Below are 23,397 nucleotides of genomic sequence, written 5' to 3' on the forward strand. Positions count from 1 at the left end.
GGGTGGTTCGGAGCCGTCGCCAGCGGTCGTACGTGGAGGTTAATTCGCAGGTAGGCGGCCTGCGAAGGTCTCTGGCGGTGTGCTCAGCCCGGGCCGAGGCGGAACTCGTGTGGCCTACCGAAGAGCGCTCGGTTGTATGACGGTCTGTTACCTGGGTACGGGGGAGTGGTGAGCGGGGCCATTCCGCGGCGGGCGGTCGACGTCAATGTCGCAATCGGCTCCACGGCCCCGCCATTGGCGAGCAATGCGGAGAGAAAGGAACCACCTCATGCAGAGCGTCTGGGCCTACCCGGCAGGCACCGGCTATCAGGGGCAGGAGCAGGCGGCGTTGACGGGATTCACCCTCACGGCGCCGGACGGGATGGTCGGCCAGGTGGAACGTCAGGTGGATGAGGCCGGTATGCAACACCTGGTCGTCGATACCGGTGTATGGCTGTTCGGCAGGAGTGTCCTGATCCCGGCAGGCATCGTCGTCGCCATCGATACGGGTGCCCAGAACGTGACGGTCACTCACACCAGGGACGAGATCAAGGGCGCGCCCCGCTTCACCCTCGACAGCCAGACCACCGAGCCGGCCTACCTCACCGAAGTGGGCAACTACTACGCCACGTTGGAGCGCTCGGCGTGAAGCCCGGCGGAGATCGCCGCGGTATCCGGCGCGGTGGCGGAGCACCCGCAGCCGGCGATGGCCGACTACAGCGCGTCAAAGGCCGCTCTGAGTGCCTGGCCCGACGCCGTCCGCCGAGAGACGCATACCGTCGGGGTCCAGGTCCTCGACGTCAGGTTCGGGCACTTCGACACCGAGTTTGCCGACCGCGCAGTAGAGGTCATAGCGCCACCGATGCCAGCAGGAGGCGACGTGAACCAGCCAGCGCGAGCGGTGGTGGAAGCCCTGGAGAGCGGCGCTGAGCCCGTGCCCTGGCCCCGACGGGAGATCGGTTGTCCACCGGGGCGCCAGGTACCGAGCACTTCTTGTACCTGAACCATCTCGTCGGACGGTCGAGTCAGTCGCCGATAGGGTGAGGCGGCGCTGCGGTCCGGTCCGGTCGCGCGCAGCGGACCCTAGGTGCAGAGGTGTAGCGAGCGCATGAGGCGACCTGGACGGCTGTGGAAGATACCCGGAACGGGGGGCCGGTTGGCCGGGGCCCTCGCCAGGAGTCGTGCGGTGAGGGGGAGCTCGGCGACGGACCTGCTGCGCAGCGTTGGCGGGCACGATGCGGTGTGGCTGGCCGCCGCTACCGTACTCGGGATGTCAGGCGGCAGGAGTGCCCGCAGGGCCGCCCTGCGCGGCATAGGCTCCGTGGCGATCGTCGTGGCGATCGATCGCGCGCTGGCCAGACCAGCTGCCCGGAGCACGCGCCCTGTCCTGGACGCGCTCCCTGGGATCTTTCCCCGCCCGAGCACCGATTCCCTGCCTTCAAGTCCGATGACGTCGGCCGCCGCTTTCGCGTCCGGGGTCGTCCTGGAGTCGCCCCGCTACGGGCTCGCGGTGCTGCCGTTCGCCGCAGGACTGGCCTACGTACGCGGCCGTGAAGGTCTCGACCACCGAGGCCGCGCGGCGATGGGCGTCATCGTAGGTATGGGTGCCGCACTGCTCACCTGCCGCTGGTGGCCGGTGAAGCCGGAGGCCGCGGCCGCCGCAGCTCCTCCCCGCAGGCCGGCTCCGGCGCTCGTGGCCGGCAAGGGTCTGCATCTGGTGGTCAATCCGTCGTCGGGCATCTCCTGGAGCCAGGACACCGCCGAGACTCTGCGCACCTTGCTTCCCGAGGCCGCGATCACCGTATTCGAGCCGGGTGACGACCTCGTAGCGCTGCTCGACGAGGCGGCGATGCGCGCCGTCGCCGACGGTGGTGCGCTGGGAGTGTGTGGTGGGGACGGCACCGTCAACGCGGGCAGTGCGACGGCTGCCCGCCATCACGTTCCCCTGGCTGTCTTCCCTGGCGGCACGTTCAACCATTTCGCTGTGGACCTCGGCAATCAGACGCTGGAGGACGTGGCCCGCGCGATTCGGGCTGGCGACGCGGTCACCGCCGACGTGGGCCGGGCATCGTCGCCCAAGAGCCCTCGCACGCGCCCCGAGACGGGTGCTCCGGACGGTTCACCCGACGACTCGGCCGGTGTCTTCCCGAGCGGTGGAGAGCAGCAACTCTTCCTCAACACGTTCAGCATCGGGGTGTACTCGGAACTCGTCCATGCCAGGGAACGCATGGAGAAGCGCATCGGTAAATGGCCTGCGCTGGCCGTGGGCCTGGCGAAGGTCCTGGCCACGGGCACCCCGCTCTCAGTGGTCATCAACGGCCGCCCCCGCAGCATATGGCTGCTCTTCGCGGGTAACGGGATCTACCACCCGGCCGGTTTCGCCCCGACCTACCGCACCCAGCTCGACGACGGGCTCCTCGACGTCCGTGCGGTGGAGGCCGGTACCCCGCTGGCCCGCACACGGCTGCTCCTCGCCGTCCTGACCGGGACCCTGCACAACTCCCGGGTGCTGACGACAGCGCAGGTGCGTCGGCTGGACCTGGAAGTGTTGCAAGGTGAACCGCACTTCGCCTACGACGGCGAGGTCACGGATGCCACCTACCGGCACTTGGTCCTCGACAAGATGCCCAAGGCGGTCACCTTGTACCGGCCTGCTGACCAGGACCAGTGGCTGCGCTGACACCAGGCGTCGATCGCAGGAAGGCGGCGGGGGCGACGGGATGAGTCCGTCACCCCCGCCGCCCTCACGTACCGAGTGTGCCGCGTTCGCGTGTGTCGGGGTTTGCGCCAGCGGGCGTTGGCCCAGGAGAAGACACCGCGCGTCGGGCCCGCCGGCGTCCGCGCGCCATTGCCGCTCCACCAGTCATGTCATACCGAATTTCCCCGGCAGGCGAAGCGAATACATTGGGCCGACTACCGGCCGTGTCTACCCGCCGGACCGGATGTGCGGACCGGGCCGTCCCTAGCCGTGGACCTGAATCTCACCCAGGAACCAGCCGCTTACCTCGTCGAGTCCGATGCGGAACAGTCCGCCGTGTTCGGGGAAGGCGGCCCCGCCGCTGACGACCTTGCCACCGTTCAGATGCAGGTAGTTGCTGTTCTGCTCGGGCTGTTCCGCCGCCCAGGTGAAATCGGCGGAGAAGGCATTCGCACGGCTCGCCGAATCACCGAGTTGCTCGGCTATGTGCTCGGCCCAGACGGTGTGCGGTACTACCTCTCCGGTGACCGTGGTGCCGCATACGACGAGTGTGATCGGTAGCGTGAGGGCGTCGGTCTCCACTCGGTCGGTCAACCTCTTCAGCAGGGGATCCACTTTGCTCATGCCTGGACAGTAGCCCGCTGTCAGCCGACGGGAGCCGTCGGTCCACGAACTGGAGTGGTCCAGCGACAGAGTTCCGCCCGCCTTCTGTCATGGCGCCGCGATGATGGCGCTCTGCGGGCCGTTCAACCTGCTGTCCAGGGCCCCGGCAACCTGATCGCTGCTCTGGCCAACGGGGCCCCGTCGGTTGGTTCGGAGGGCGGGGCTTGGCGCGGTCCGTGACCTCGTCGCCGACCGGTCGTCGCCATGGCACGGCGTTGTTGGCGTCCGGCGCCTCTCCCACCATCCGGGATTACGGCGCCTCGTGATTCCGGCCAACTCGCGGGAGACAGACAGCACTTCCCGCATCCTGCACGGCACTCTGGTCAGGCTTCGCTGCGACATCTTCGCCTCACCCGGGCCCCTCCGCGGGTCAGGGCTGGAGACGCGGTGCGGGCGTCAATCCACAGCCCCGCACCGCGTTCTGCGCGCCTCGGTCACACGCTGAGGCGGCCGACTTCCTGCGGGTCCAGGCCGGTCAGTTGAGCGATGCGCGCCGGGGGAATGCCAGCAGTCAGGGCCCGGTGGACGAGAGCCTGCCAGTCCTGCGTCAGTTCCCGGAACTCCAGCAGCTCCGTCTCCATGTCCGTGATGGACTGGGGCGCGCACTCCTGTTGGACCCTCAGCGTTTCCTCCTCGCTCAACGGAACGGGCAAGCGCTCCGCGTCCGGAGGGATCAAGGTCTGCGCCTCAGAGGGAAGAACCCGAACCTGCTCGGAGGTCGCTGGTACGTCGTGGGCCTGCAACCAGCCATGTACGGCCGGAGTCTCCGCACATTCCAGAAGGCCCACGGCAGCAAGAGCCGCCCCCAACCGCGGATGTCGGTCGGGGAGCAAAAACAAGTATGCGTCGTCGGCCATTTCGGCATCGCTTTCGATCGGACATCAGCGGTGCCCTGATGCTAGCGCTCCTGAGCAGCCACGAGTCCCACCGGCTACTTGAATGCCCAGAGCAGTCCGGCTCGCACTCACAGCTCGGAAGGCGCACGGGCCAAGTCGAGTTCGACCAGTGCCTTGTGCGCGTTGGCGTATTCGGTGGTTGTGGGGCTCGGAGAGGCGTCGCGGCAGGTCAAGCGGCATAGCGGTACCCGTTGGTGACGCTGCTGAGGACGCGGGTGCGCAGGATTCTGCGGCCTTCGAGTGCGTGCAGGGCGATGGGTTGTAGGTCGGTGCCTGGCGGTAGTTGGTTGCGGGCCCTGCGCGCGCCGACGAGGTCGTCCACGTGGCTCAGCAACTTGTCGGGTGGCAGATCGAGCGAGGAGAATTTGTGGACCGCGGTCTGTAGCCGGCCCATGGTGGCGGCGGCGTGCATGCCTTGTCCGGACGAGTCGGATACGGAGAGCGCCATGGGCATCGTGGGTGCCACCTGCCTGTACGCGATCTACGATCCGGTGACGCGGCGATGTGTCATGGTGATCTGGGCGTTCCCTCGGTCGCCCCGATACCGGGAGCGGACCTCGCGCCGACGGGGGGGCGACTCGTGCGGGTCGGGCCCGGTGATGCGGCGCGCGTCCATCGTGTCGGATGGGCCGGGGGGCACGGGTTGTGACCGCTCCGCGTGCACCCGAATGCGCTACCCGGTAACGTCGAAAACGCGCGTTCCGCCCAATCCGTCGCGGCCTGGTCTCGTCAGTGGCCGCCGTCGCTGCCGGCAGAGGGACGAGATCACATGCCAAAGCGCAGCATCCACGCGGTGACTGCCGCGGCCGCTCTGGCCTGCTTGGCAGCTTTCGGCACCACACCGATCAGCGCCTCATCAGCAGCTGCCCAGGCCGCAGAACCCAGACCGGCAGCCCCCAGGTTCGTGCCCGGTGCCTGTCCGAAGCCGCCCGAGCCCATCGAAGCGCTGAGGAAGGCACGGTGCGGCTTCCTGGAGGTCCCCGAGAACCGCTCCCGCTCCGGCGGCCGGACCATCAAGCTGGCCGTGGCGGTCATTCCGGCCGCGGCGGAGAAGCCCTCCGAGGACCCGGTGGTGTTCATGGCGGGCGGCCCCGGTGCCGACACGTTCGACGACATTCCCTTCCTCATGGACTCCGGGCTGAACAAGGACCGCGAGCTGATCGTCATGGCCCAGCGCGGCAACCTCTACGACCGGCCGAACCTCTCCTGCCCTGAGGTCGACCGGTTCAACGCACAGGCCGTGGGCCTGGGATATGACTCACAGCGGGCGGAACAGCTCATGCTGAAGGCGGTGAAGGACTGCCGGGGCCGCCTGACGGCCGCCGGCGTCGACCTGAGCGCCTACAACACCACCGAGAACGCCGCGGACTTCGCCGACCTGCGCAAGGCGCTGGACATCCCCCGATGGAACGTCTACGGGTACTCCTACGGCAGCAATCTGGCCCTCACCTACCTGCGCCTGCACCCCGAGGGAATCCGCGCGGTGGCGATCGACTCGGTCACACCTCCTCAGGTCACGACCCTGCCGTGGGGATGGGGCAGCGCCGCTGAGGGAATCCACAACATCTTCAAGGCGTGCGCGGCGCAGCCCGCCTGCAAGGACCGCTACCCGGACCTCCCCCGCCTGCTGACGGAGCAGGTGCGCGAACTGGAGGCTCACCCCCTGACTCTGAACGCCACGCCGTCCAGCGGAGGAAAGCCGGTCAAGGTCGTCCTCGACGGGGGCGCGCTGCTGAACCTGATCGTCGCCTTGACCCCCCGGCCCAAGGACATCCCGGCGGCGCTCGACGAACTCAGCCGCGGAAATCCGAAGCGCTTCGCGCGGGCCCGCGCGGCGGGCTCGGTCCAGAACGTCGGCGCCTTCGCGCACGGCCTGACGAACTCGATAGCGTGCGGCGAGTGGGCTCCGGGTCACTCGGAATCCGACGTGCTGAAAGCGGGGCGCAAGGCCTTCCCCGGGTGGCCGGACACGGTCCTGGCCCAGGCGCCGCAGCTGCCCTTCCAGTACCCGGCGTGCGGGATCTGGAACGTTCCGGACCGCGCGAAGGTACAGCGGGTGGCCACGGTCAGCTCGGTGCCGGTGCTCGTCGTCTCCGGCACGTTCGACGTGAAGACCGGGGCAAGTTGGGCGAAGGGCGTGGCCCGCAACCTGTCCCGCTCGACCGCCGTACAGGTCCCCGGCATCGGCCACTGGGTGGTCCCGCAGTCGCCTTGCGCTCAGCGCGTGCTGGCGTCGTTCTTCGCTCGCCCGACCGCCCCCGACACCTCGTGCGTGAACGGTCTCGAGCCCGAACCGTTCACGATCACCCCGAAATGACTGGGAGGGCACCAGATGACCTTCCACCACGCGCCCCGTCGTCGACGCCCCCTACGACGACTTCCGGCCACGTCGGTCGGCATAGCAACCGGTCTCCTCGTCACCGGCCTGCTCGCAGCGCCTGCTCAGGCACAGTCCCGCACCGACACCAGCGCCGGCCCCGAGGCGCCGATCGGCACGGCCGCACGCACGGTGGGCGACGCCGGCTACGAACCGGGCCCCTGCCCCAAGACGCCGGAACCCGTCGAGGCGCTCAAGGGAGCCCGCTGTGGAACCCTCACCGTGCCCGAGAACCGCGCCAGGTCGACCGGTAAAGCGATCAAACTCGGTGTCGCGATCGTGCCCGCCAAGTCCGCCACACCGAAACCCGACCCCATCGTGTGGCTCGCGGGCGGGCCAGGGGACGACGCGGTAGGGGAGGCGAAGATGGCGATCGACGGCGGCCTGAACCGCGACCGTGACGTGATCCTCATGTCCCAGCGCGGTACGTACTCGGCCGAGCCGAACCTCCTGTGTCCCAACATCGACAGGTTCAACGCGCAAGCGGTCGGTCTCGTCTACGACGCTCCGTCCACCAAGGACCTGCACGTCGAGGCCACGAAGGCCTGCCACGACCAGCTGGCGGCCCGTGGGATCGACCTCAGCGCCTACAACGACATCGAGAGCGCCGCCGACTACGACGACCTGCGCACCGCGCTCGGAATCAAGCAGTGGAACCTGTACGCCATCTCCTACGGCACCCACCTGGCACTCGTCTACATGCGCCTGCACCCCGACGGGCTCCGCTCGGTGGGCCTCGACGGCATACTGCCGCCGTCCAAGGGCGGGTCGGCCCTGACCTGGAGCAGTGCCCGGCAGGGCTTCGACGGTCTGTTCAAGGCCTGCGCGGACCAGCCCGCGTGCAACAAGCGCTACCCGAACCTGTCGGCCACCTTCGACAAGCTCGTCCGCGACCTCGAAGCCAAGCCGGTCACCACCACGGTCAAGCTCCCCGGGAGCGACAAGCCGGTGAAGGTCGTACTGGACGGCGGGGCACTGGTGAACTGGATGACCTCCGCCACCCACGTGGCGCCCCAAGTGCCCATCGCCCTCGATGAGCTGGCGCACGGCAAGCCCCGGCGGATCGCTCAGCAGTGGGCCGGCGGCAAGCTGAGCCCCCAGGCCATGGGCAGGGTCGCGCACGGCCTCGGCTACGGAGTCTTCTGCAGCGAGTGGACGCCGTACGAGAGCGAGAAGCAGGCGCTCCAGGGCGGACAGGACGCGTTCCCCTCCTTCCCCCGCTCGGTCCAGGCCCAAGCCCCTCAGCTCACGTTCCTCCGCCCGGACTGCGACGTCTGGAACGTCCCCGCGGCACCACGCTCGATCCGGGACGTGACCCGCGGAGACATCCCCACCCTCGCCCTGTCGGGCACCTTCGACTCCCAGACCGGGGCGGACAACGGGCCTTACGTCGCCCGCACGTTGAGCAAGGCCAAGGTCGTCACCGTCCCGTACGAGCCGCACGTGGTGTTCGCCACGTCGAAGTGCGCCCAGGAGATCACCGTCTCCTTCTTCGACACCCCGGCTGCACCGAAGACCGCATGTCTGAAGAGCCTCGAACCGCCCAAGTTCGAGATCGGTCCCTGAGCCGCCGGCTACTCCACCGAACACTGACCCCCGACCAGCCCTGCGCGCGCCGGGTGGCTCCCCGCCGCCCATGGGCGGGCCGACGCAGATCGCTTGGACGCTGGGGATGCGTGGTGCCGCGTCCGGCCGGTCCGTCGACGTACCTCAGCCCTTCACTCGGCCCGGACAGCGATGGTCTCGCCGTCCACGTCGTGGCACTAGGGATGTACGCCCAGATGGCCTGGGGGTTGTAGCCGCGGCGATAGTGGTATCCGCCCGTCGGGTCCTCGGTGTCGAGGTCCGCGACGTTGATCCGGGACCTTCGCATCAGCCAGCAGTCCGCCGTGATCCGCCGAAGAGTGGCCCGAGCAGCGCGCCGAGGCCGCCGAGGAAGTAGTTCACGATCAGCGGGCTCTTGTAGAGGTTCCTGGGCAGGATCACGAGGCCGATGACCGTGCTCCTGGTGAGGATCGGCCAGTTCTTCGGTGATCAGCAACGCCACCAGTCGGTGCAACCGGCCCATTGTCCGAGGGCGACCTCAATGTGCCGCTGACCGCGGACGGCCGCGCGGCAGCGGCCTCGCCTCAATCTGATCCGGGAGAGGGGGGCCGGCCCCACTGCGTCTCCAGCACCGTGCGCAGGGCGTCGACCGTCTCCCGGCCGATCCGTTCGGCGAGCTGCTCTTCCAGCTGTTCGAGGATGACGCCGGCCTGGCGGTGCGCGCGTTCCCCATCCGGGGTGCGCCGGATCAGGCGCTGCCGGGCGGAGGTGGGGTCGGGAACCTGTTCGAGCAGTCCGGCGTCGATCAGGCCGTGCACGGCCTGGTGTGCGGTCTGCCGGGTCACGCCCATGCGCCGCGCCAGCTCCGAGACCGTGGTGCCTTCGTCGTCCAGTACGGCGAAGAGCTGCGCCTGCGTCGGGGAGACCGGCGCGGCACCGCTCGCTGCCATGGCCGCCAGCAGCCCTTCTTCGAACCAGCGCCTGGCGTCACCGAGCAGTTGGGGGAGGTTGCGGCGGGTGGATCGCATGTGTTCCTCACGGCGACAGGGGTGCGGGGGCCGGGCTCCCCTCGGGGGTTGCCCACCGACATTTTCCATGTCAGGCTACCTGACATTCCTGGCGGTAGCCGATCCGAGGAGTCCCATGACCATCGAGTACGCCACCCGATACCGGCGGGCCTCACGCATACCCGCCGAGGTGGGCAAGCCCTACTTCATCGAGAAGGGGGAGGGGGACCGTGCCCACCTGTTCGGTGACCTGGTCACCATCTACGCGGGCGGTGAGCAGACCGAGAACACCTTCAACTTCTTCACCGTCGAAGGTCCCAAGGGCGACCTCATCCCGGCCCACGTGCACTCGGACACCCATGAGGTCTTCTATATCGCCGCCGGCGCGGTCCGGCTGTTCGTCGAGGACACCGAGGGCAACCAGCAGGAGAAGCTGCTCACCCCCGGCGACTTCGGCTTCGTGCCCAAGAACTGCCCGCACGCTTACCGCATGGAGCGCCACCACAGTCAGGTCGTCGGCGTCGCCGCCGGGCCCGGGGGCACTTTCGAGCGGTTCTTCGAAAACCTCGGCGCCCCCGCCGAGCAACTCGGCCTGCCCACCGAGCCGGTCATCCCGGAACCCGGCAAGTTCGTAAGCATCCCCGAGCAGTACGACGTGCGTTTCCTGCCGGACCACCAGTGGCGGACCTGATGACGGCAGCCGAACCCTCGGTGCGGGAACTGATCGTCGCGCCCCACCCGGACCGCGCCCCCTTGCCGCCCGCCGATGAGAGGGAGCCCGGCGTACGCGAGCTGCGCGGCGTGCCCTACGGCGTTGTCGAGGGCGGCCGTCCGCTGGAGCTGGACCTGTGGTTGCCGAAGGCCAGCCAGGCGGGGCCTGTTCCGCTGGTGCTGTTCGTGCACGGCGGCGCCTGGCGCCGGGGACGACGCGATGACATGGGCCCGCGCATGCGCTCCTGGGTTCCGGGGCCCTTCGCGCGCATCGCGTCTGCGGGCTTCGCCGTGGCCTGTGCCGACTACCGGCTCAGCGGCGAAGCCACGTTCCCCGGCGCGCTCGACGATCTGCGCGCCGCGCTGCGCTGGCTCACCCTGCGTTCCGCGGAACTGGACATCGACACTGAACGGACGGTGATGTGGGGGGAGTCCGCCGGCGGACACCTCGCCTCACTCCTCGCCCTGACACACACCGACCCGTCACCGGCCGGTGCGGTGATCTGGTATGCCCCGAGCGACCTGACCACTGCACGGGGTTGCTTCGCCCCCGAAGACGCCGCCACCCCCGAGGCCCTGATGCTCGGCGCGGCCCCGGCCGCAGTCCCGCAGCGCGCCCGCGCGGCCAGCCCTCTCGCCCAGGTCCGCCCCGGTGCGCCACCGTTCCTGCTCGTCCACGGCGACGAGGACACCTTGGTGGCCTGCTCACACAGCGAATCCCTCGGCGCGGCACTGGAGCAGGCTCAGGTGCCGGCCAGGCTATGGAAGGTCACGGGCGCCGACCACGGCTGGTGCCGGCTGCCTGATGCCCAAGTCGAGGAAATCTTCAACCGATCCCTGGCCTTCGCTCGTCACCTCGTCACCTCGTCACCTTGCGACCGGGAGCGCGAGTGGGGTGTGAGGGCCAAGGGACCTCTCCGACGCGAGGAGCATGCGCCGCCCAGTCCTCGGCGGACTCACTCATAGACGAGTACGAAAGGGCAGCGTAGATCCGCAGTCAGTACGACGCCCCTGTTCTGGAACCCGGGTAATGCCCTTGCGGGTACGCAAGTATCGGATATACCCCCTAATCATCGATATAACCCGATTAAGGTGACGTGGCGAGCATTAGGGGCATGTGTGAAAATTGGGAATTACGTGGCGAAGCTCTTGCGGGGCCCAACGTCCAAGATTCACACAACACATTTTGGGCCAGCCCCTGAGGGGAGCGGGCAGTGGCGCAGGAAATTCAGGACAAGGCGGCCCACGAGCTGGGAGTCGACATCGGCGGCACCGGTATCAAGGGAGCGGCGGTCGACCTCGAGCTCGGCAGCCTCATCGGTGAGCGGGTTCGGATCCCGACCCCGCATCCGGCGACCCCGGGGGCAGTCGCGGACGTGGTCGTGACGCTGCTCTCCCAGATCGGCGCCCCAGGACCGGTCGGGCTGACGCTCCCGGCCGTCATTCGGGGCGGCATGGTCCAGACGACGTCCAACATCGACCCGGCCTGGATGGAGACGGACGCGGCCCAGCTCTTCGCACGAGCGACCGGCCGCGACGTGAGGGTGGTGAACGACGCCGACGCGGCCGGGATTGCCGAGATGCGCTTCGGCGCCGGCAAGGGACGCAAGGGCGTCGTCGTGATGGTGACGCTCGGCACCGGTATCGGCAGCGCCGTCTTCACCGACGGGTTCCTGGTGCCCAACAGCGAGCTGGGGCACCTGCCGCTGCACCACGGGGATGCCGAGGACTGGGCCGCGGAGTCGGTGCGCGAGCACGACGACCTGTCCTGGAAGAAATGGGCGCACCGTCTGGAGAGGTATCTCGAGCTTGTCCAACGGCTGCTGTGGCCCGACCTGGTCATCATCGGCGGCGGCATCAGCAAGAAAGCCGACAAGTTCCTGCCGCACATCGAGCTCAGGACCGAGATCGTGCCGGCGCAGCTGTTCAACGATGCGGGCATTGTCGGCGCGGCGCTCTTCGCCCCGGCCGGGGAAGGGCAACCCTAGCCCTCCGCGGTCGATATGACGGCCCGGGCAGCACCTTCAGGGACGCCGACTCCTTCGACCAGTGGGCCGTCGAGCTCGGCAAGGTGTTCGCTGTCGCGGTCATCTCGGACCTCGAGAGCGCGACCGAGCCTGAGTTCGGCCACAACTCCACCACTCGTCCACGAACGCGCTGATCCGGCACCACCGCACGCTCAAGGACCAGGAGGCACCACATGGCGACAGACAAGCCCATGCAGCTGGGGATGATCGGGCTCGGCCGGATGGGGGCGAACCTGGTGCGTCGGCTGATGCGAGACGGCCACCATTGCGTCGTGTCCGATGTCGACGCGGCCGCCGTCGCCGAACTGGTCGGCGAGGGTGCGACGGGCGCAGACTCACTCCAGGACTTCGTCGCGAAACTGGACAAGCCACGGGCCGTATGGCTCATGCTTCCGGCTGCGATCGTCGACTCCATCCTCGACGACCTCGAGCCGTTGCTGGAGCCCGGCGACATCCTCATCGACGGCGGCAATTCCTACTACCGCGACGACATCACGCGCGCCAAGCGTCTTGCCGACAAGTCGCTGCACTATGTCGACTGCGGGACCAGTGGTGGGGTCTGGGGGCTGGAGCGCGGCTACTGCCTGATGATCGGCGGCGAGGATGAGACCGTGGCCCATCTCGACCCGATCTTCAAGACGATCGCTCCCGGCGAGGGCTGCGCCGAACCGACGCCGAGCCGGACCCGGACCGACGGCACCGCCCCGCTCGGGTACCTGCACTGCGGGCCGAACGGCGCCGGGCACTTCGTGAAGATGGTCCACAACGGGGTCGAGTACGGGATGATGGCCGCGATCGCCGAGGGCCTCAGCATCATCAAGCGCGCGGACGCCGGTACAAGTCGTCAAGAGGCCGACGCGGAGACGACGCCGCTGCGCGATCCGTGGGCCTACCAGTACGACATCGACGTCGCCGAGGTGGCCGAGGTCTGGCGGCGAGGCTCGGTCGTCGGCTCGTGGCTGGTCGACCTGATCGCCGACGCCTTTGCCGCCTCGCCCTCCCTCGAAGGCTTCGCCGGGCGGGTCTCCGACTCCGGGGAAGGCCGCTGGACCGTCCTCGCCGCGGTGGACGAAGGCGTCCCGATACCGGTCATCACCACCTCGCTCTACGAGCGCTTCGAGTCCAGACAGGCCGGGGAGTTCACCGACAAGATCCTCTCGGCGATGCGCTCGGAGTTCGGCGGGCACGCCGAAAAGAAGGGCTGAGGGCTGTGCATCACGAACTCGAGGTCGTCGCTGACCCCGACGCGGTCGCCGGCACCGCGGCGGCGTTCGTGGCGCGGTCGGCCCGGGCCTGCGTGCAAGCGCACGGCCGGCTCACGTTCGCCGTCAGCGGGGGGCACACGCCCTGGGCGATGTTCGCGCGGCTCGCACAGGAGGACGTGCCCTGGGAGCACGTGACAGTGTTCCAGGCCGACGAGCCGGTCGCGCCCGACGGTGACCCGGACCGTAACCTCACCCACCTGCGGGAGAGCCTCGGTGCGGCCCCAGCCGAGGTCATCGCGACGCCCGTGAACGATGCCGACCCTGACGCGGCGGCCGCCGCCTACGGGCAGCGCGAACCGCTCTTGAGGCTCGTTGCGGGAGACCGGTCGATTCCCGCCGGCCGGGTCAGGGCGGCGCCGTCGCTCGTCCTCGCGGACACGGCGGCGGCCGGCCGGGGTCCTGCTCGCGTCGGCGCCCAGCCGCCGGCAGGACCATGATGCCCGACCCCATTGCGGTGCCGGCTCCGTAAGGAGGATGAGGTGGCTTCGAACTCGTCGAACGTTCCCACAGACGTGCTGGTCATTCTCGGGATCAGTGGAGACCTCGCGCGCAAGATGACGTTCCGCTCGCTCTATCGGCTTGAGCGGCGCAAGCTGCTGACCTGCCCCATCGTCGGAGTGGCGCGCGACGGCTGGTCCGACGACGCGCTGCGTGACCACGCCCGCGCGGCGATCAAGGCAACTGGCGAGCCGCTGGACGAAAGCGTCTTTGCCCGGTTCGCCGCCCGACTCAGCTATGTGCAGGGCGACTACGCCGACCCGGAGACGTTCCATCGCCTCGCCCGGGCGGTCAACGGCAAACGGCACCCGGTCTTCTATCTGGAGATCCCGCCGTCGCTGTTTGCCCGGGTGGTCGAGGGTCTGGCAGGTGTCGGGCTGACCAAGGGCGCCCGGGTCGTCGTGGAGAAGCCCTTCGGGCATGACCTCGCGTCGGCGCGTGCCCTCAACGCCGAGCTGCGTCAGCTCCTCGACGAGGATCAGCTGCTGAGGATCGATCACTTCCTCGGCAAGGAGCCGGCGATGGACATCCAGTTCCTGCGGTTCGCCAACTCCGTGTTCGAGCCGGTGTGGAACCGCGACCACGTCTCCTGCGTGCAGATCACCATGGCCGAGGACTTCGGGGTCGAGGACCGCGGACACTTCTACGACCCGGTCGGCGCGCTTCGCGACGTCGTGCAGAACCATCTGTTGCAGCTGCTCGCCCTGATGGCGTCCGAGCCGCCGTCAGCCGCCGATGCGGACGCGCTCCGGGACCGCCGGGTCGATGTGTTCCGGGCGATCCCCGACGCCGACCCGGCCCACTACGTCCGCGGGCAGTACGAGGGGTACTTGCAAGTCCCCGGCGTGCGGCCGCGTTCGCGCACCGAGACCTTCGTCGGGTTGCGGCTGGAGGTCGAGAACTGGCGCTGGTCCGGGGTGCCGTTCTTCATCCGCGCCGGCAAGTCACTCCCCGAGCGTGTGACCGAGATCCGGATCGTGTTCAAGCGCCCGCCGCGGCTTGCGTTCGCGGAGCGGTTCGCGCCCGAGCCCGACCAGTGGATCCTGCGGATCGATCCGAGCCCCGGCGTGAACTTCCGCATCCAGGCCAAGCGGCCGGGCAAGCAGGACACGCAGCTGGTGGACCTCGACCTCCTCTTCGCGGCCGAGCTGGGTGAGGCACCCGAACCGTACGAGCGCCTGCTCAGTGATGCAATGCAGGGCAACGCGAGCCTGTTCACCCGGGAGGACTCGGTGGAGGAGACGTGGCGAATCGTCCAGCCACTGCTGGAGGCGCCCGGCGATCCGGAGCGCTACCGGCCGGGGACCTGGGGACCGGAGGGAGCGAGCAGGCTCGTCGCCGGATATCCGCGGTGGCACGAACCATGGCTGCCGGCGAGGTCTCCCGACTGACACAGCCGAGCTCCGGCCCCTGGTGAACCGCAAGTTGATCGGCCCACCTGCGTGAGGAACGAGTCCAGTCCCGTGCGAGCCATCGGGCACCCCCAGGTGCTGTTCTCTCGGGCCTGGCGCAGGATGAGCCGCTTGATGGTGCGTGTGGTGGATGGCCTGCCGGGGTGATGGTGCGAAGTGAACGTCAGCTTCCGCGCGATGAGTTGGCGGTGCCCGGCCGACAGCGTGGTCGGTGTGACTGCGCATACTTGGTGCCGGAGTTCCCGTGGTGCCAGTCGGGAGAGGACGGAGAGCCAGATCCGACCGGCAGGCGCGTAGCGGACTCGGGCGGTCTGGCGGCGCAGCACGGCGCTGCCAACTCCTCGCGCTCGCTGCTGGTCAGACCGTCCTCTCGTCGGCGTCAACCTCAGCCCGGCTGACCAACAACCGCACCGCGGCCTCCGTCAGAGGGAAGTCCTTGACTGATCGACCGAGCGGTCACCACGCCGGCACAGCTCGACGATCTCGGCCTCGAACCCCGGCCTGAGTGAACGACGAGGCCGAGGCTTCTCCTTCCTTATGCTCCCCATGCTGGACATACTCCCGGGGCGAGGCTCCTGACCTCGGATGTCGTCGAAGTGGATCAAGCCCACCCGCAGGGCCCGTCAGTCCGGCGGCTCCATCGGGCGCGGCCGACCCGGCGTTGGCTCCGGTGGGTCGGGCTCATCAGGGCCGGGGGGCGCGGACGGCTCGGTTGGCGGGACGGGGGAGCCGGGCGGTGCCGGGGGATCCGGTGGGCTTGGCGGCTCGACCGGTTTCGGCCGATCGGGCGGTTCGCCAGGGTCTGGCGGCCCTGGGCGTGGCGGCGGCGAAGGCGGTGGCACGGGGGCGACGTCGGGATCGGTTGGTTCAGGCACAGTTCCCATGATCACGGCTCCTATCGGCCGGGCGCGCGTTCGAGTGTCAATGACAATCACTTGACGGGCGCCGGCCCGCTCGGCTGCGCGCACCGCTCCGTCCAGGCCGACCCGGCCTTGGGCGGTCAACGCGAGCCGGTCGCCTCGGGCGCCGACCGCAGCAGCGCACGCGCGCCTGATGCCACTGCTGGTGCCAGTTGGCCACCACCGTGCGGCAAGCGCCCGCGTGACGTGTCATACGGGGCGGGTTTCCCGGATCAACGCTGGCAAACGGCCGTAGGGACCGTGCCGTGGGGGCGGGCTGCTCGTAGGGTCGAGAACAGGCAGACGAGGCTCGAGCAAGGGAAGCAGCTGATGCCGGTCGTGACGCTTTTCCATGTCGATGGGCCTCCGCTCGCCATGAGCTGCCGGCACCCGCTCAACCGCGGTGCGCTCGCGGACCCTGTCCGCTACGCCCCCGAATGCGGTTGACCGCACTGCCGTGAGTGAGATGTTCGGCGCCGACTACACGGTCTCTGTCGAGTTCTACGATCTGCTCCAGGCCGAAACCGACCGCCGCTCGGCGAAGCGGCGCTTCGCCGAGGCGGCCGGCCGCGCCCGGCACGGGATCCTTGATGTCGGCGCGGGTACCGGGATCGTCACCGAGACTCTGTTGACCGCCTCCGCCGCGCCTGTCCATGCTGTCGAGCCGGCGGCCCCGATGCGCGCGGCCCTGCTGTCCCGCCTGGCTGGTCTGGGCGCTGACCAGCGTGCCCGCGTCACCCTTCACCCCGTGTCCATCGAGAGAGCGGGACTCGAGGAGGTTGCAGACCTGGCCGTCGCCTCCAACATCATCGCCTGCCTCGACCCCGCCACCCGACGCTCCGCCTGGCAGGCCGTCAGCCGCGCGCTCCTGCCCGGCGGGCTACTGCTCTTCGACCCTCCCCCCGCCGAACTGCCGACCGGGCGCGAGACGGTGGGTCGGCTCGGGCCGGTCCGGTTAGGCCCGGACATCTACGGCGCCGACATCACCCGAGAACCCGATGCGGGGGTCGTGCGGATGGTCTTCACTTATCACGTCGAACGGGACGGACGGGTATTGCGCCAGCAGCGGGAGACATTCGAGCTGTGGCCGGCCAGCGCTTCGCAGATCGGCGCAGAACTTGAGGAACAGGGCCTGCAAGTCGTGCAGGCCCCAAGCGCCGATCTTCTGGCCGCGCGCCGTCCTGCACGTTGACAGCGACGCGTGGGCGGGCGCTGGACGTGTCTCCTCACTCCCGTGTGCCTCGACGTATCGACATGACCCGTCGACAGCGGTGAACCTTCGGCATCGGCCTCCAGCGGGCCGTTGCGCGAGGCACGTCCCATGTCGGGCACGCCGTACAGCCTGCCGTCGGCCGGGCCATGCGACGTGACGTGGGCGGCCGTACCGTTTGCCAGAGAGCAGGCTTCTCCGCCGCGATGTATTCGTGCTCCCGCAGTTCACTCCTGGGCCTCAGCCGGAGCCGTCCCTCGGGCCTGTGGCGCTCGGCCTCACTCGGGCAGCTGGTCGGTCAGTGCCGCTACATCCAGCGCGGGGGCGCCTCCCAGCGACTGTTCGGCCCAGATCACTTTGCCGTTCGCCACATAGCGCGTGCCCCACCCGGCCGCGAATTGCGAGACCAGGAACAGGCCGCGGCCCCCTTCGTCGGTCGTTGCCGCGCGGCGCAGCCGCGGCGAGGTGTTGCTGCCGTCCGACACCTCGCAGACCAGGGTACGGCGGCCCAGCAGGATCCTGACCCGGACCGGAGGGGCCCCGTAGCGGATCGCGTTTGTGAGCAGCTCGCTGAGGATCAGTTCGTTGGCGAAGGACTCCTCCTCCAGCGCCCAGTCCCGCAGTCGGCGGCTTACCTCGGTCCGTATCCGGGAGACCGCGCTGACGTCGAACGGTACGTCCCAAAGCGCGACGCGGGAGGGATCGAGCAGTCGGGTGCGGGCCACGAGCAGGGCCACGTCGTCGCTCGGGTGCTGCGGCAGCAGCGTCTCCGTCAGGGCCTGGCAGGTCTCCTCCGCTGTCTGGTCCGGGTGGGCCACGGCGGCGCCGAGCAGGGTGAGTCCCTCGTCGATGTCCCGCTTGCGGTCCTGGACCAGGCCGTCGGTGAACAGCACGAGGCGGCTGCCCTCGGGCAGGTCCAGTTCGCCTGCCTCGAACGGATGCCCGCCCACGCCCAGCGGCGGCGACAGGGGCAGGTCCGGGAAAGTCACCCGGCCCGCCGGATCCACCACCGCGGGCGCCAGGTGTCCGGCGCGGGAAAAGGTGCAGCGGCCGCCCACCGGGTCGTAGATGGCGTAAAGGCAGGTCGCACCGGTGACCTGCGAGCCCTCCCGGTCCGCCCCGTCCGCCTGCGAGTCCAGGCGCATCACCATCTCGTCGAGACGGCCGAGCAGTTCCTCCGGCGGCAGGTCCAGCGAGGAGAAGTTCAGCACCGCCGTGCGCAGTCGGCCCATGGTCACCGCCGCGTGCAGCCCGTGGCCCACCACGTCGCCCACCACCAGTGCCACCCGGAAGCCGGGCAGGGGGATCACGTCGAACCAGTCGCCGCCGACGCCGGACTGCGCGGGAAGATATCGGAACGCCACTTCCAGCGCGTCCTGCTCGGGCAGATCGCGGGGCAGCAGGCTCCGCTGCAGCGTGACGGCCATCGTGTGCTCACGGGAGTACCGGCGTGCGTTGTCGATCGCGACGGCCGCGCGGGCCCCCAGCTCCTCGGCGACGGCGATGTCCTCCTCCTCGAAAGCCGGCGTGCCGGCGCCCCGCCAGAAGTTGACCATGCCGAGCACCACGCCCCGCGCTCTGAGCGGCACCGTGATCAGCGAGTGGATCCCCGAGGCCAGCACCTGGCGGGCGCCCTCCGGGTCCTGGGCCTGCCAGTCCCGGGCGTTCTGCAGGTCCGGCACCAGCACGGCCGTGCCGCCCCGTAGCGCCGCCACCATCGGCGTGTCGGCCACCACGAACTGGATCAGGTCACCCACCGGCTGCAGCGGATGGGGCGCGTAGGCCCCGTGCAGCACGGTACGGCGCATCCGGTGTACCGCGCCGGTGGGCTCCTCGCCCTGCAGGACGGCCTCCAGGAGTTCCACGGTGACCACGTCCGCCATCCGCGGCACCGTCACCTCCGCCAGTTCCTCCGCGGTACGCCGGACGTCCAACGTCGTACCGATCCGCACCCCGGCCTCGTACAGCAACGTCAGGCGTCCGCGCGCCACATCGGCCCGGCCCGACAGCGCCCGCAGCTCCGTGGTGTCCCGGAAGCTGGCCACCAGGCCCGGGGCGTCGCGGTACGGAGTGGTGCGCCGGATGTTCACCGCGAGCAGCCGGTTCCCGGCAGGGCACACCTTGTCGGACGCGATGTCGCCGGCCACCAGCAGCTGGGTCAGCTCCGGGGACAGCCCCAGTTCCGTGACGTGCCGCTGGTCGGCGTCGTTCGGCAGGTTCAGCAGTTTGCGTGCTTCGTCGTTGGCGAGCAGCAGCCGGCCGTCCGCGCCGATGATCAGCACACCCTCGCGCACCGCGTGCAGCACCGCGTCGTGGTGTTCGTACATCCGGGTCATCGCGGTCGGCCCCAGACCGTGGGTCTGCCGGCGCAGCCGCCGGCTGACGAGGGCGGTGCCCCCGGTCGCGAGCGCCAGGGCCAGCGCGGCCGAGCCCAGCACCATGGGCACCTGCTGGTTCACCAGGTGCCCGAGGGTTTCGATCTGAATCCCGGCGCTGACCACCCCGACCACCCGACGGCTGGCGTCCGTGACGGGCACCACGGCGCGCACGGCGTCGGACGGCTCGCCGTGGAAGACCTCGGTGAAACTCTCGCCCGCGACGGCCCGCCGCACGTCCACTGCCTTGGTGCCGATCAGCTTGGGCTGGGTGTCCGTGAGCCGGATCCCCTTCGTGTTCAGGATGGAGATGAAGTCGACGCCCGCACCGGCCTGTGCCTGCATGGTGGGCGTCTGAAGCAGCTTTGTCGGGTCGGGCGACTGCAGCGCGAGTGCCGTGCCGGGGGCGTGGGCAAACACCTCTGCTGCGGCCATGGACCGCTGCCGGGCACTGTTCTCGGCGTCGTAGCGCCCCTGCAGCACCAGGGCGGCGGCCGCCGACGCGACGAGCACGAGGACGACGAGGACCTGCAGCAGGAACACCTGCACGGCCAGAGTGCCGAGGAACCGGGACGGCGTGAGGCGGAGCCCGGCGGAGCGTACCGGACGGCGGCCGCTGAGCGGCGACGCCGCCTTCGATGGGGACCGGCGGGAACGTCCGATCATGTTCAAGTTCTAACACCGCGCCGACCCGCAGGGCGACCGGTATTTCTCGTTTTTCTACGCTTCGCACCCGGGCTCGCACCGGCCCGGGTTCGAGTATGAGGCGGGCGCGGCTCCGGCGCCGGGGACCGCACCAGTTCGCCGTAGGGGGCAAACCAGTAACGCGTCGATCCCACCCACGCGATTCACGGACAGAAGGACACGGTCTGCGTCAATGACTTCAAGTGCGCCAGGTCAAGTGGTCTGTTCAGGCGTGGCTTGCGCGATGAGTACGGCGACGTCGTCGTGGTCGTCGGGGTGCCGCAGGGTCTGAACGAGCCATGGGCAGGTTGTCTTGAGAGACCGGCGGGATGTGTCCAGGGTGTGCAGCAGGGTGTTGAGTCGCTCGTCGATGGGGTGGTGGCGGGTTTCGACGAGGCCGTCGGTGTAGAGGACGAGCCGGTCACCGGGGTTCAGCTCGAAGTCGGTGCTCTGGAAGGGGATGCCGCCGACGCCGAGTGGTGCACCAGTGGGCAGGTCGAGCAGTCGGGTATGTCTGTCGGCTGTGGCGAGGACGGGCGGGAGGTGCCCGGCGTTGGCGATGCGGCAGCGGTGTTCGTGGGGGTCGTAGACGGCGTATATGCAGGTGGCGATGTAGTGCTCGAGCCCGCAGGTGATCTTGTCGAGGTGCTGGAGGACCTGGTCGGGTTCCAGGTCGAGGTCGGCGAAGGCGCAGGTGGCGGTGCGCAGGCGGCCCATGGTGGCGGCGGCGTCGATGCCGTTGCCCATGACGTCGCCGACGACCAGGGCGGTCTTGTCGTCGGTGAGGGGGATGACGTCGTACCAGTCGCCTCCGACTTCGCTGGATGCCTGGGCCGGCTGGTAGAGCGAGGCGACGTCCAGGCCACGGGTCGGGGGAGGGGGGCCGGGCAGGAGGCTGCGCTGGAGGGTCTCGGCGGCGTTGCGGACGCTCTGGTGCCAGCGGGCGTTGTCGATGGCGACGGCCGCGCGCGCGGCCAGTTCCCCGGCCAGGATCACGTCGTCCTCGTCGAAGGGGAGCGGGTTGCGGGCGCGCAGCAGGTCGAAGGCGCCGAGGACCTCGTTGCGGGCGATCAGTGGCACCGCGAGATAGGAGTGCGCTCCGGCTCGTCTCAGGGCGGCGGCGGCGTCGGAGTCTCGGGCGATGCGCAGGAGGTCTTCGTCGCGGGCGCGGGCGACGAGCACCGGTTGCCCGGTGTGGACGCACTGGGTGACGAGCCGGTCTGCCCCGTATGAGGACAGGTCGCCGACCTGGTCTGTGGCTGCGGTGGCTTCGGTCTGGTAGGCGGAGGCCACGGCCAGTGCGCGGAACACCTCCGGTCCGTCGTGGTCCCCGGCGGTGCGGCGGAAGGCCAGGACGGCGTCCAGGACGTCGACGGCTGCCAGGTCGGCCAGGGCGGGGACAGCGGCCTGGGCCAGTTCGTGGGCGGTCTTGTCTACTTCCAGCGTGGTGCCCACGCGTGCGGAAGCCTCGGCGATCACGGCCAGGCGGCGACGGGCGCGGTCCGCTGCGGCGGCGGCCTCGTGGCGTTCGCTGACGTCGATGACGGAGTTCGCCACACCGATCACGCGGCCGTTGGGGCCTTCGATCCGGTAGTACGACACCGACCAGGCATGGTCATGGTCGGTGTCGGCGGGCGTGCGGCCGACGATGTACTGGTCGATCAGGGGTGTGCCGGTGATCAGCACCTGGCGGAGCGCGGACTCGATCGTGTCGACGTCGAGGCACGGCAGGATGTCGCGCGGGTGGCAGCCGATGTGATCGACGGCCGGGATGCCGTTGATACGTTCCAGTGCCGGGTTGACCAGCAGATAGCGCAGTTCGGTGTCCAGCAGGGCGATGCCGATGGGAGCCTGCGACACCAGGCGCTGGGACAGGGCCAGGTCGGTCTCCACCTGCTGCAGCGTGCTCTGGTCAGCGGCGATGCCCAGGGCATAGACGTCGCCGAGGTCGTCCAACAGCCGCATGTTGCGAAACTCCACCAGACGAGTGCTGCCGTCCTTGGAGCGGATGGGGAAGGCGCCGGCCCAGCTCGCCCCGGTGCTCGTCACCTCGGCAAACAGCTTGATCACCATGTCCCGGTGCTCTTCGTGGACCAGCAAATGTGCCGCGTACTGGCCCAGCGCCTCCTCGGCCGTGTAGCCGAACACGTCATCGGCCTGCGGGCTCCAGAACACGATCCGTCCACTGGTGTCCAACACAACAGCGGCGACACTGAGCAGGTCGAGCAGCCCTCCCGGCGGCGCTGGCCCCTCCGATCGGGGCTGCTCCTCCCTAGGGAGCGGCTCGTGTGCACCCATCCCTGACGGCTTCCTCCTCAGCGACCCCGGTACGGGGCGCGCGGCGGTGGACGGCTTCAGTTCTATGCTGCTCCCCGACCCGCTGCTGCACTAGCCGAGAGCGGCCCTGGCGCAAGAATCCGAGGTCGTCCTCGGGCGGCATGAGGCGGGCCTGCCCGACTTGGATCGGTGCGCCTGAGCAGGCACAGAACGTGCCCTTGTCGGGCACGTGCCAGTGGAAGGCGGACTGGAACTCGGCGCTGTTGTCGGTCTGGATGAAATCGACCCGGATCGGCAGGCATTGGATGCCGGAGTCGAGGAATTCGATGGCGGTGGTCCCGCCCGTCGGACGGCCCGATCTGCCAGTCGACTGTCCTCGTGTCGCCGGACCCGGATGGCGCAGGCCGATCGCTATCGCTGTGCGCCGGCCCACAACGCGCACCAGAGCGCCGCGCCGCGGGAGATGGCTGCTCTACGCCCGACTGGACGTGAGCGGAGGGTGTCAGGCCGCCCGGCCGGAAGGCTTGGCCGCGCCCGTCCCGGCTTGCGACGACTCTTGTCCAGCCACACCCTTTCCAAGACCCCCCTTGTGTTCGCTCCGCTCCGGCCCAGTCACACGAGTCCGACAGCGTTGTGCGAAGCCGCCCCTGGGGGAACACATAGCTGCGCGACTCGACGACAGGAGGCGGTGACACACAGGTGGACCACCGTTCGCGTCGGTCGCAGCGGCAGCAACCGGGCGGGTCCGGCTCGCGTCCCGGATCCGGTCGCGGTGGGCGACGGCTGCGGTATGTCGTGCTGGGGAGCCGGCCCGCCCGCGGGGTGGGGGCGGAGGCACGGGCACGTACGGCTGGAACCGGAGTGCGGCGCCGCG

At 69.5% G+C, this 23,397-nt stretch carries 17 protein-coding genes and 2 pseudogenes; 12 read left to right on the forward strand and 7 right to left on the reverse strand.

Translation table 11 applies throughout. The annotated features are described in order from the left end of the window. Window positions 1–268 precede the first annotated feature (268 nt). The 3 genes from ACIPWY_RS03810 (at window position 269) to ACIPWY_RS03820 (ending at window position 2,659) form a co-directional block, all read left to right on the forward strand. A complete protein-coding gene (locus ACIPWY_RS03810) occupies window positions 269–628 on the forward strand; it encodes a PRC-barrel domain containing protein (RefSeq protein ID WP_362910531.1) in 360 nt (119 codons plus the stop codon). Between the two features lie 12 nt (window positions 629–640). Further along, on the forward strand, window positions 641–982 hold the full coding sequence (locus ACIPWY_RS03815) for an SDR family NAD(P)-dependent oxidoreductase (protein WP_393703299.1): 342 nt from the start codon (window positions 641–643) through the stop codon (window positions 980–982). Window positions 983–1,426: 444 nt separating this feature from the next. After that, window positions 1,427–2,659, forward strand: a complete 1,233-nt coding sequence (locus tag ACIPWY_RS03820; RefSeq protein ID WP_393703270.1) for a diacylglycerol/lipid kinase family protein — start codon at window positions 1,427–1,429, stop codon at window positions 2,657–2,659. Between the two features lie 282 nt (window positions 2,660–2,941). On the opposite strand, the gene ACIPWY_RS03825 is transcribed toward ACIPWY_RS03820, so the two are convergent. The 3 genes and pseudogenes from ACIPWY_RS03825 to ACIPWY_RS03835 form a co-directional block, all read right to left on the reverse strand. Further along, the gene (locus ACIPWY_RS03825) at window positions 2,942–3,301 is read right to left on the reverse strand and encodes a hypothetical protein (protein ID WP_393703268.1); all 360 of its coding nucleotides are present in this window, start codon (window positions 3,299–3,301) and stop codon (window positions 2,942–2,944) included. Between the two features lie 473 nt (window positions 3,302–3,774). Continuing rightward, window positions 3,775–4,197: a DUF6003 family protein gene (locus ACIPWY_RS03830; RefSeq protein ID WP_393703266.1), complete on the reverse strand. Its 423-nt coding sequence runs from the start codon at window positions 4,195–4,197 to the stop codon at window positions 3,775–3,777. Window positions 4,198–4,540: 343 nt separating this feature from the next. Beyond that, a pseudogene (locus ACIPWY_RS03835) lies at window positions 4,541–4,684 on the reverse strand (SpoIIE family protein phosphatase); the annotation flags it as partial. Between the two features lie 321 nt (window positions 4,685–5,005). Here ACIPWY_RS03835 and ACIPWY_RS03840 point away from each other — a divergent pair. Then, complete coding sequence (locus ACIPWY_RS03840) at window positions 5,006–6,553, forward strand: alpha/beta hydrolase (RefSeq protein ID WP_393703264.1); 1,548 nt, start codon at window positions 5,006–5,008, stop codon at window positions 6,551–6,553. Window positions 6,554–6,568: 15 nt separating this feature from the next. After that, window positions 6,569–8,179: an alpha/beta fold hydrolase gene (locus ACIPWY_RS03845; protein WP_393703262.1), complete on the forward strand. Its 1,611-nt coding sequence runs from the start codon at window positions 6,569–6,571 to the stop codon at window positions 8,177–8,179. 193 nt (window positions 8,180–8,372) lie between these two features. On the opposite strand, the pseudogene ACIPWY_RS03850 reads toward ACIPWY_RS03845, so the two are convergent. Together ACIPWY_RS03850 and ACIPWY_RS03855 are read right to left on the reverse strand one after the other, a co-directional pair. Beyond that, window positions 8,373–8,617: pseudogene (locus ACIPWY_RS03850) on the reverse strand (cytosine permease); the annotation flags it as partial. 125 nt (window positions 8,618–8,742) lie between these two features. Then, window positions 8,743–9,186 (reverse strand): MarR family winged helix-turn-helix transcriptional regulator, encoded by a 444-nt coding sequence (locus tag ACIPWY_RS03855; RefSeq protein ID WP_393703260.1) that lies wholly within the window; start codon window positions 9,184–9,186, stop codon window positions 8,743–8,745. A 115-nt stretch (window positions 9,187–9,301) separates the two neighbouring features. On the opposite strand from ACIPWY_RS03855, the gene ACIPWY_RS03860 reads away from it, so the two are divergent. The 7 genes from ACIPWY_RS03860 (at window position 9,302) to ACIPWY_RS03890 (ending at window position 17,169) form a co-directional block, all read left to right on the forward strand. Beyond that, entirely contained in the window at window positions 9,302–9,856 is a 555-nt protein-coding gene (locus ACIPWY_RS03860) for a quercetin 2,3-dioxygenase (protein WP_362910517.1), read from the forward strand. After that, entirely contained in the window at window positions 9,856–10,842 is a 987-nt protein-coding gene (locus ACIPWY_RS03865) for an alpha/beta hydrolase fold domain-containing protein (protein WP_393703258.1), read from the forward strand. Before ACIPWY_RS03860 ends, ACIPWY_RS03865 begins: the two co-directional genes overlap by 1 nt. A 248-nt stretch (window positions 10,843–11,090) precedes the next feature. Beyond that, window positions 11,091–11,864, forward strand: coding sequence for a polyphosphate--glucose phosphotransferase (gene ppgK, locus ACIPWY_RS03870; RefSeq protein WP_362910513.1), 774 nt, complete (start codon window positions 11,091–11,093; stop codon window positions 11,862–11,864). A 212-nt stretch (window positions 11,865–12,076) separates the two neighbouring features. Next, entirely contained in the window at window positions 12,077–13,108 is a 1,032-nt protein-coding gene (gnd, locus tag ACIPWY_RS03875) for a phosphogluconate dehydrogenase (NAD(+)-dependent, decarboxylating) (protein ID WP_393703256.1), read from the forward strand. A 5-nt stretch (window positions 13,109–13,113) separates the two neighbouring features. Continuing rightward, window positions 13,114–13,605, forward strand: coding sequence for a 6-phosphogluconolactonase (locus tag ACIPWY_RS03880; RefSeq protein WP_393703254.1), 492 nt, complete (start codon window positions 13,114–13,116; stop codon window positions 13,603–13,605). A gap of 42 nt (window positions 13,606–13,647) precedes the next feature. Further along, complete coding sequence (gene zwf / locus ACIPWY_RS03885) at window positions 13,648–15,057, forward strand: glucose-6-phosphate dehydrogenase (protein ID WP_393703252.1); 1,410 nt, start codon at window positions 13,648–13,650, stop codon at window positions 15,055–15,057. Window positions 15,058–16,443: 1,386 nt separating this feature from the next. Further along, a complete protein-coding gene (locus ACIPWY_RS03890) occupies window positions 16,444–17,169 on the forward strand; it encodes a class I SAM-dependent methyltransferase (protein ID WP_362910560.1) in 726 nt (241 codons plus the stop codon). 296 nt (window positions 17,170–17,465) lie between these two features. Here ACIPWY_RS03890 and ACIPWY_RS03895 read toward each other — a convergent pair whose 3' ends face one another. Together ACIPWY_RS03895 and ACIPWY_RS03900 are read right to left on the reverse strand one after the other, a co-directional pair. Next, complete coding sequence (locus ACIPWY_RS03895) at window positions 17,466–20,228, reverse strand: SpoIIE family protein phosphatase (protein ID WP_393703250.1); 2,763 nt, start codon at window positions 20,226–20,228, stop codon at window positions 17,466–17,468. Between the two features lie 231 nt (window positions 20,229–20,459). Continuing rightward, on the reverse strand, window positions 20,460–22,544 hold the full coding sequence (locus tag ACIPWY_RS03900; RefSeq protein ID WP_393703248.1) for a SpoIIE family protein phosphatase: 2,085 nt from the start codon (window positions 22,542–22,544) through the stop codon (window positions 20,460–20,462). Between the last annotated feature and the right edge of the window lie 853 nt (window positions 22,545–23,397).

The sequence above is a fragment of the Streptomyces sp. NPDC090032 genome (assembly GCF_044748025.1).
In the GTDB taxonomy this organism is placed as follows: domain Bacteria; phylum Actinomycetota; class Actinomycetes; order Streptomycetales; family Streptomycetaceae; genus Streptomyces.

What these genes read in the sequence shown, in the direction of transcription:
- ACIPWY_RS03810 (WP_362910531.1), top strand. Translation starts at nt 269, where the DNA reads ATGCAGAGCGTCTGGGCCTACCCGGCAGGCACCGGCTATCAGGGGCAG.
- ACIPWY_RS03820 (WP_393703270.1), top strand. Translation starts at nt 1,427, where the DNA reads ATGACGTCGGCCGCCGCTTTCGCGTCCGGGGTCGTCCTGGAGTCGCCC.
- ACIPWY_RS03825 (WP_393703268.1), bottom strand. Translation starts at nt 3,301, where the DNA reads ATGAGCAAAGTGGATCCCCTGCTGAAGAGGTTGACCGACCGAGTGGAG.
- ACIPWY_RS03830 (WP_393703266.1), bottom strand. Translation starts at nt 4,197, where the DNA reads ATGGCCGACGACGCATACTTGTTTTTGCTCCCCGACCGACATCCGCGG.
- ACIPWY_RS03840 (WP_393703264.1), top strand. Translation starts at nt 5,006, where the DNA reads ATGCCAAAGCGCAGCATCCACGCGGTGACTGCCGCGGCCGCTCTGGCC.
- ACIPWY_RS03845 (WP_393703262.1), top strand. Translation starts at nt 6,569, where the DNA reads ATGACCTTCCACCACGCGCCCCGTCGTCGACGCCCCCTACGACGACTT.
- ACIPWY_RS03855 (WP_393703260.1), bottom strand. Translation starts at nt 9,186, where the DNA reads ATGCGATCCACCCGCCGCAACCTCCCCCAACTGCTCGGTGACGCCAGG.
- ACIPWY_RS03860 (WP_362910517.1), top strand. Translation starts at nt 9,302, where the DNA reads ATGACCATCGAGTACGCCACCCGATACCGGCGGGCCTCACGCATACCC.
- ACIPWY_RS03865 (WP_393703258.1), top strand. Translation starts at nt 9,856, where the DNA reads ATGACGGCAGCCGAACCCTCGGTGCGGGAACTGATCGTCGCGCCCCAC.
- gnd (WP_393703256.1), top strand. Translation starts at nt 12,077, where the DNA reads ATGGCGACAGACAAGCCCATGCAGCTGGGGATGATCGGGCTCGGCCGG.
- ACIPWY_RS03890 (WP_362910560.1), top strand. Translation starts at nt 16,444, where the DNA reads ATGTTCGGCGCCGACTACACGGTCTCTGTCGAGTTCTACGATCTGCTC.
- ACIPWY_RS03895 (WP_393703250.1), bottom strand. Translation starts at nt 20,228, where the DNA reads ATGATCGGACGTTCCCGCCGGTCCCCATCGAAGGCGGCGTCGCCGCTC.
- ACIPWY_RS03900 (WP_393703248.1), bottom strand. Translation starts at nt 22,544, where the DNA reads ATGGGTGCACACGAGCCGCTCCCTAGGGAGGAGCAGCCCCGATCGGAG.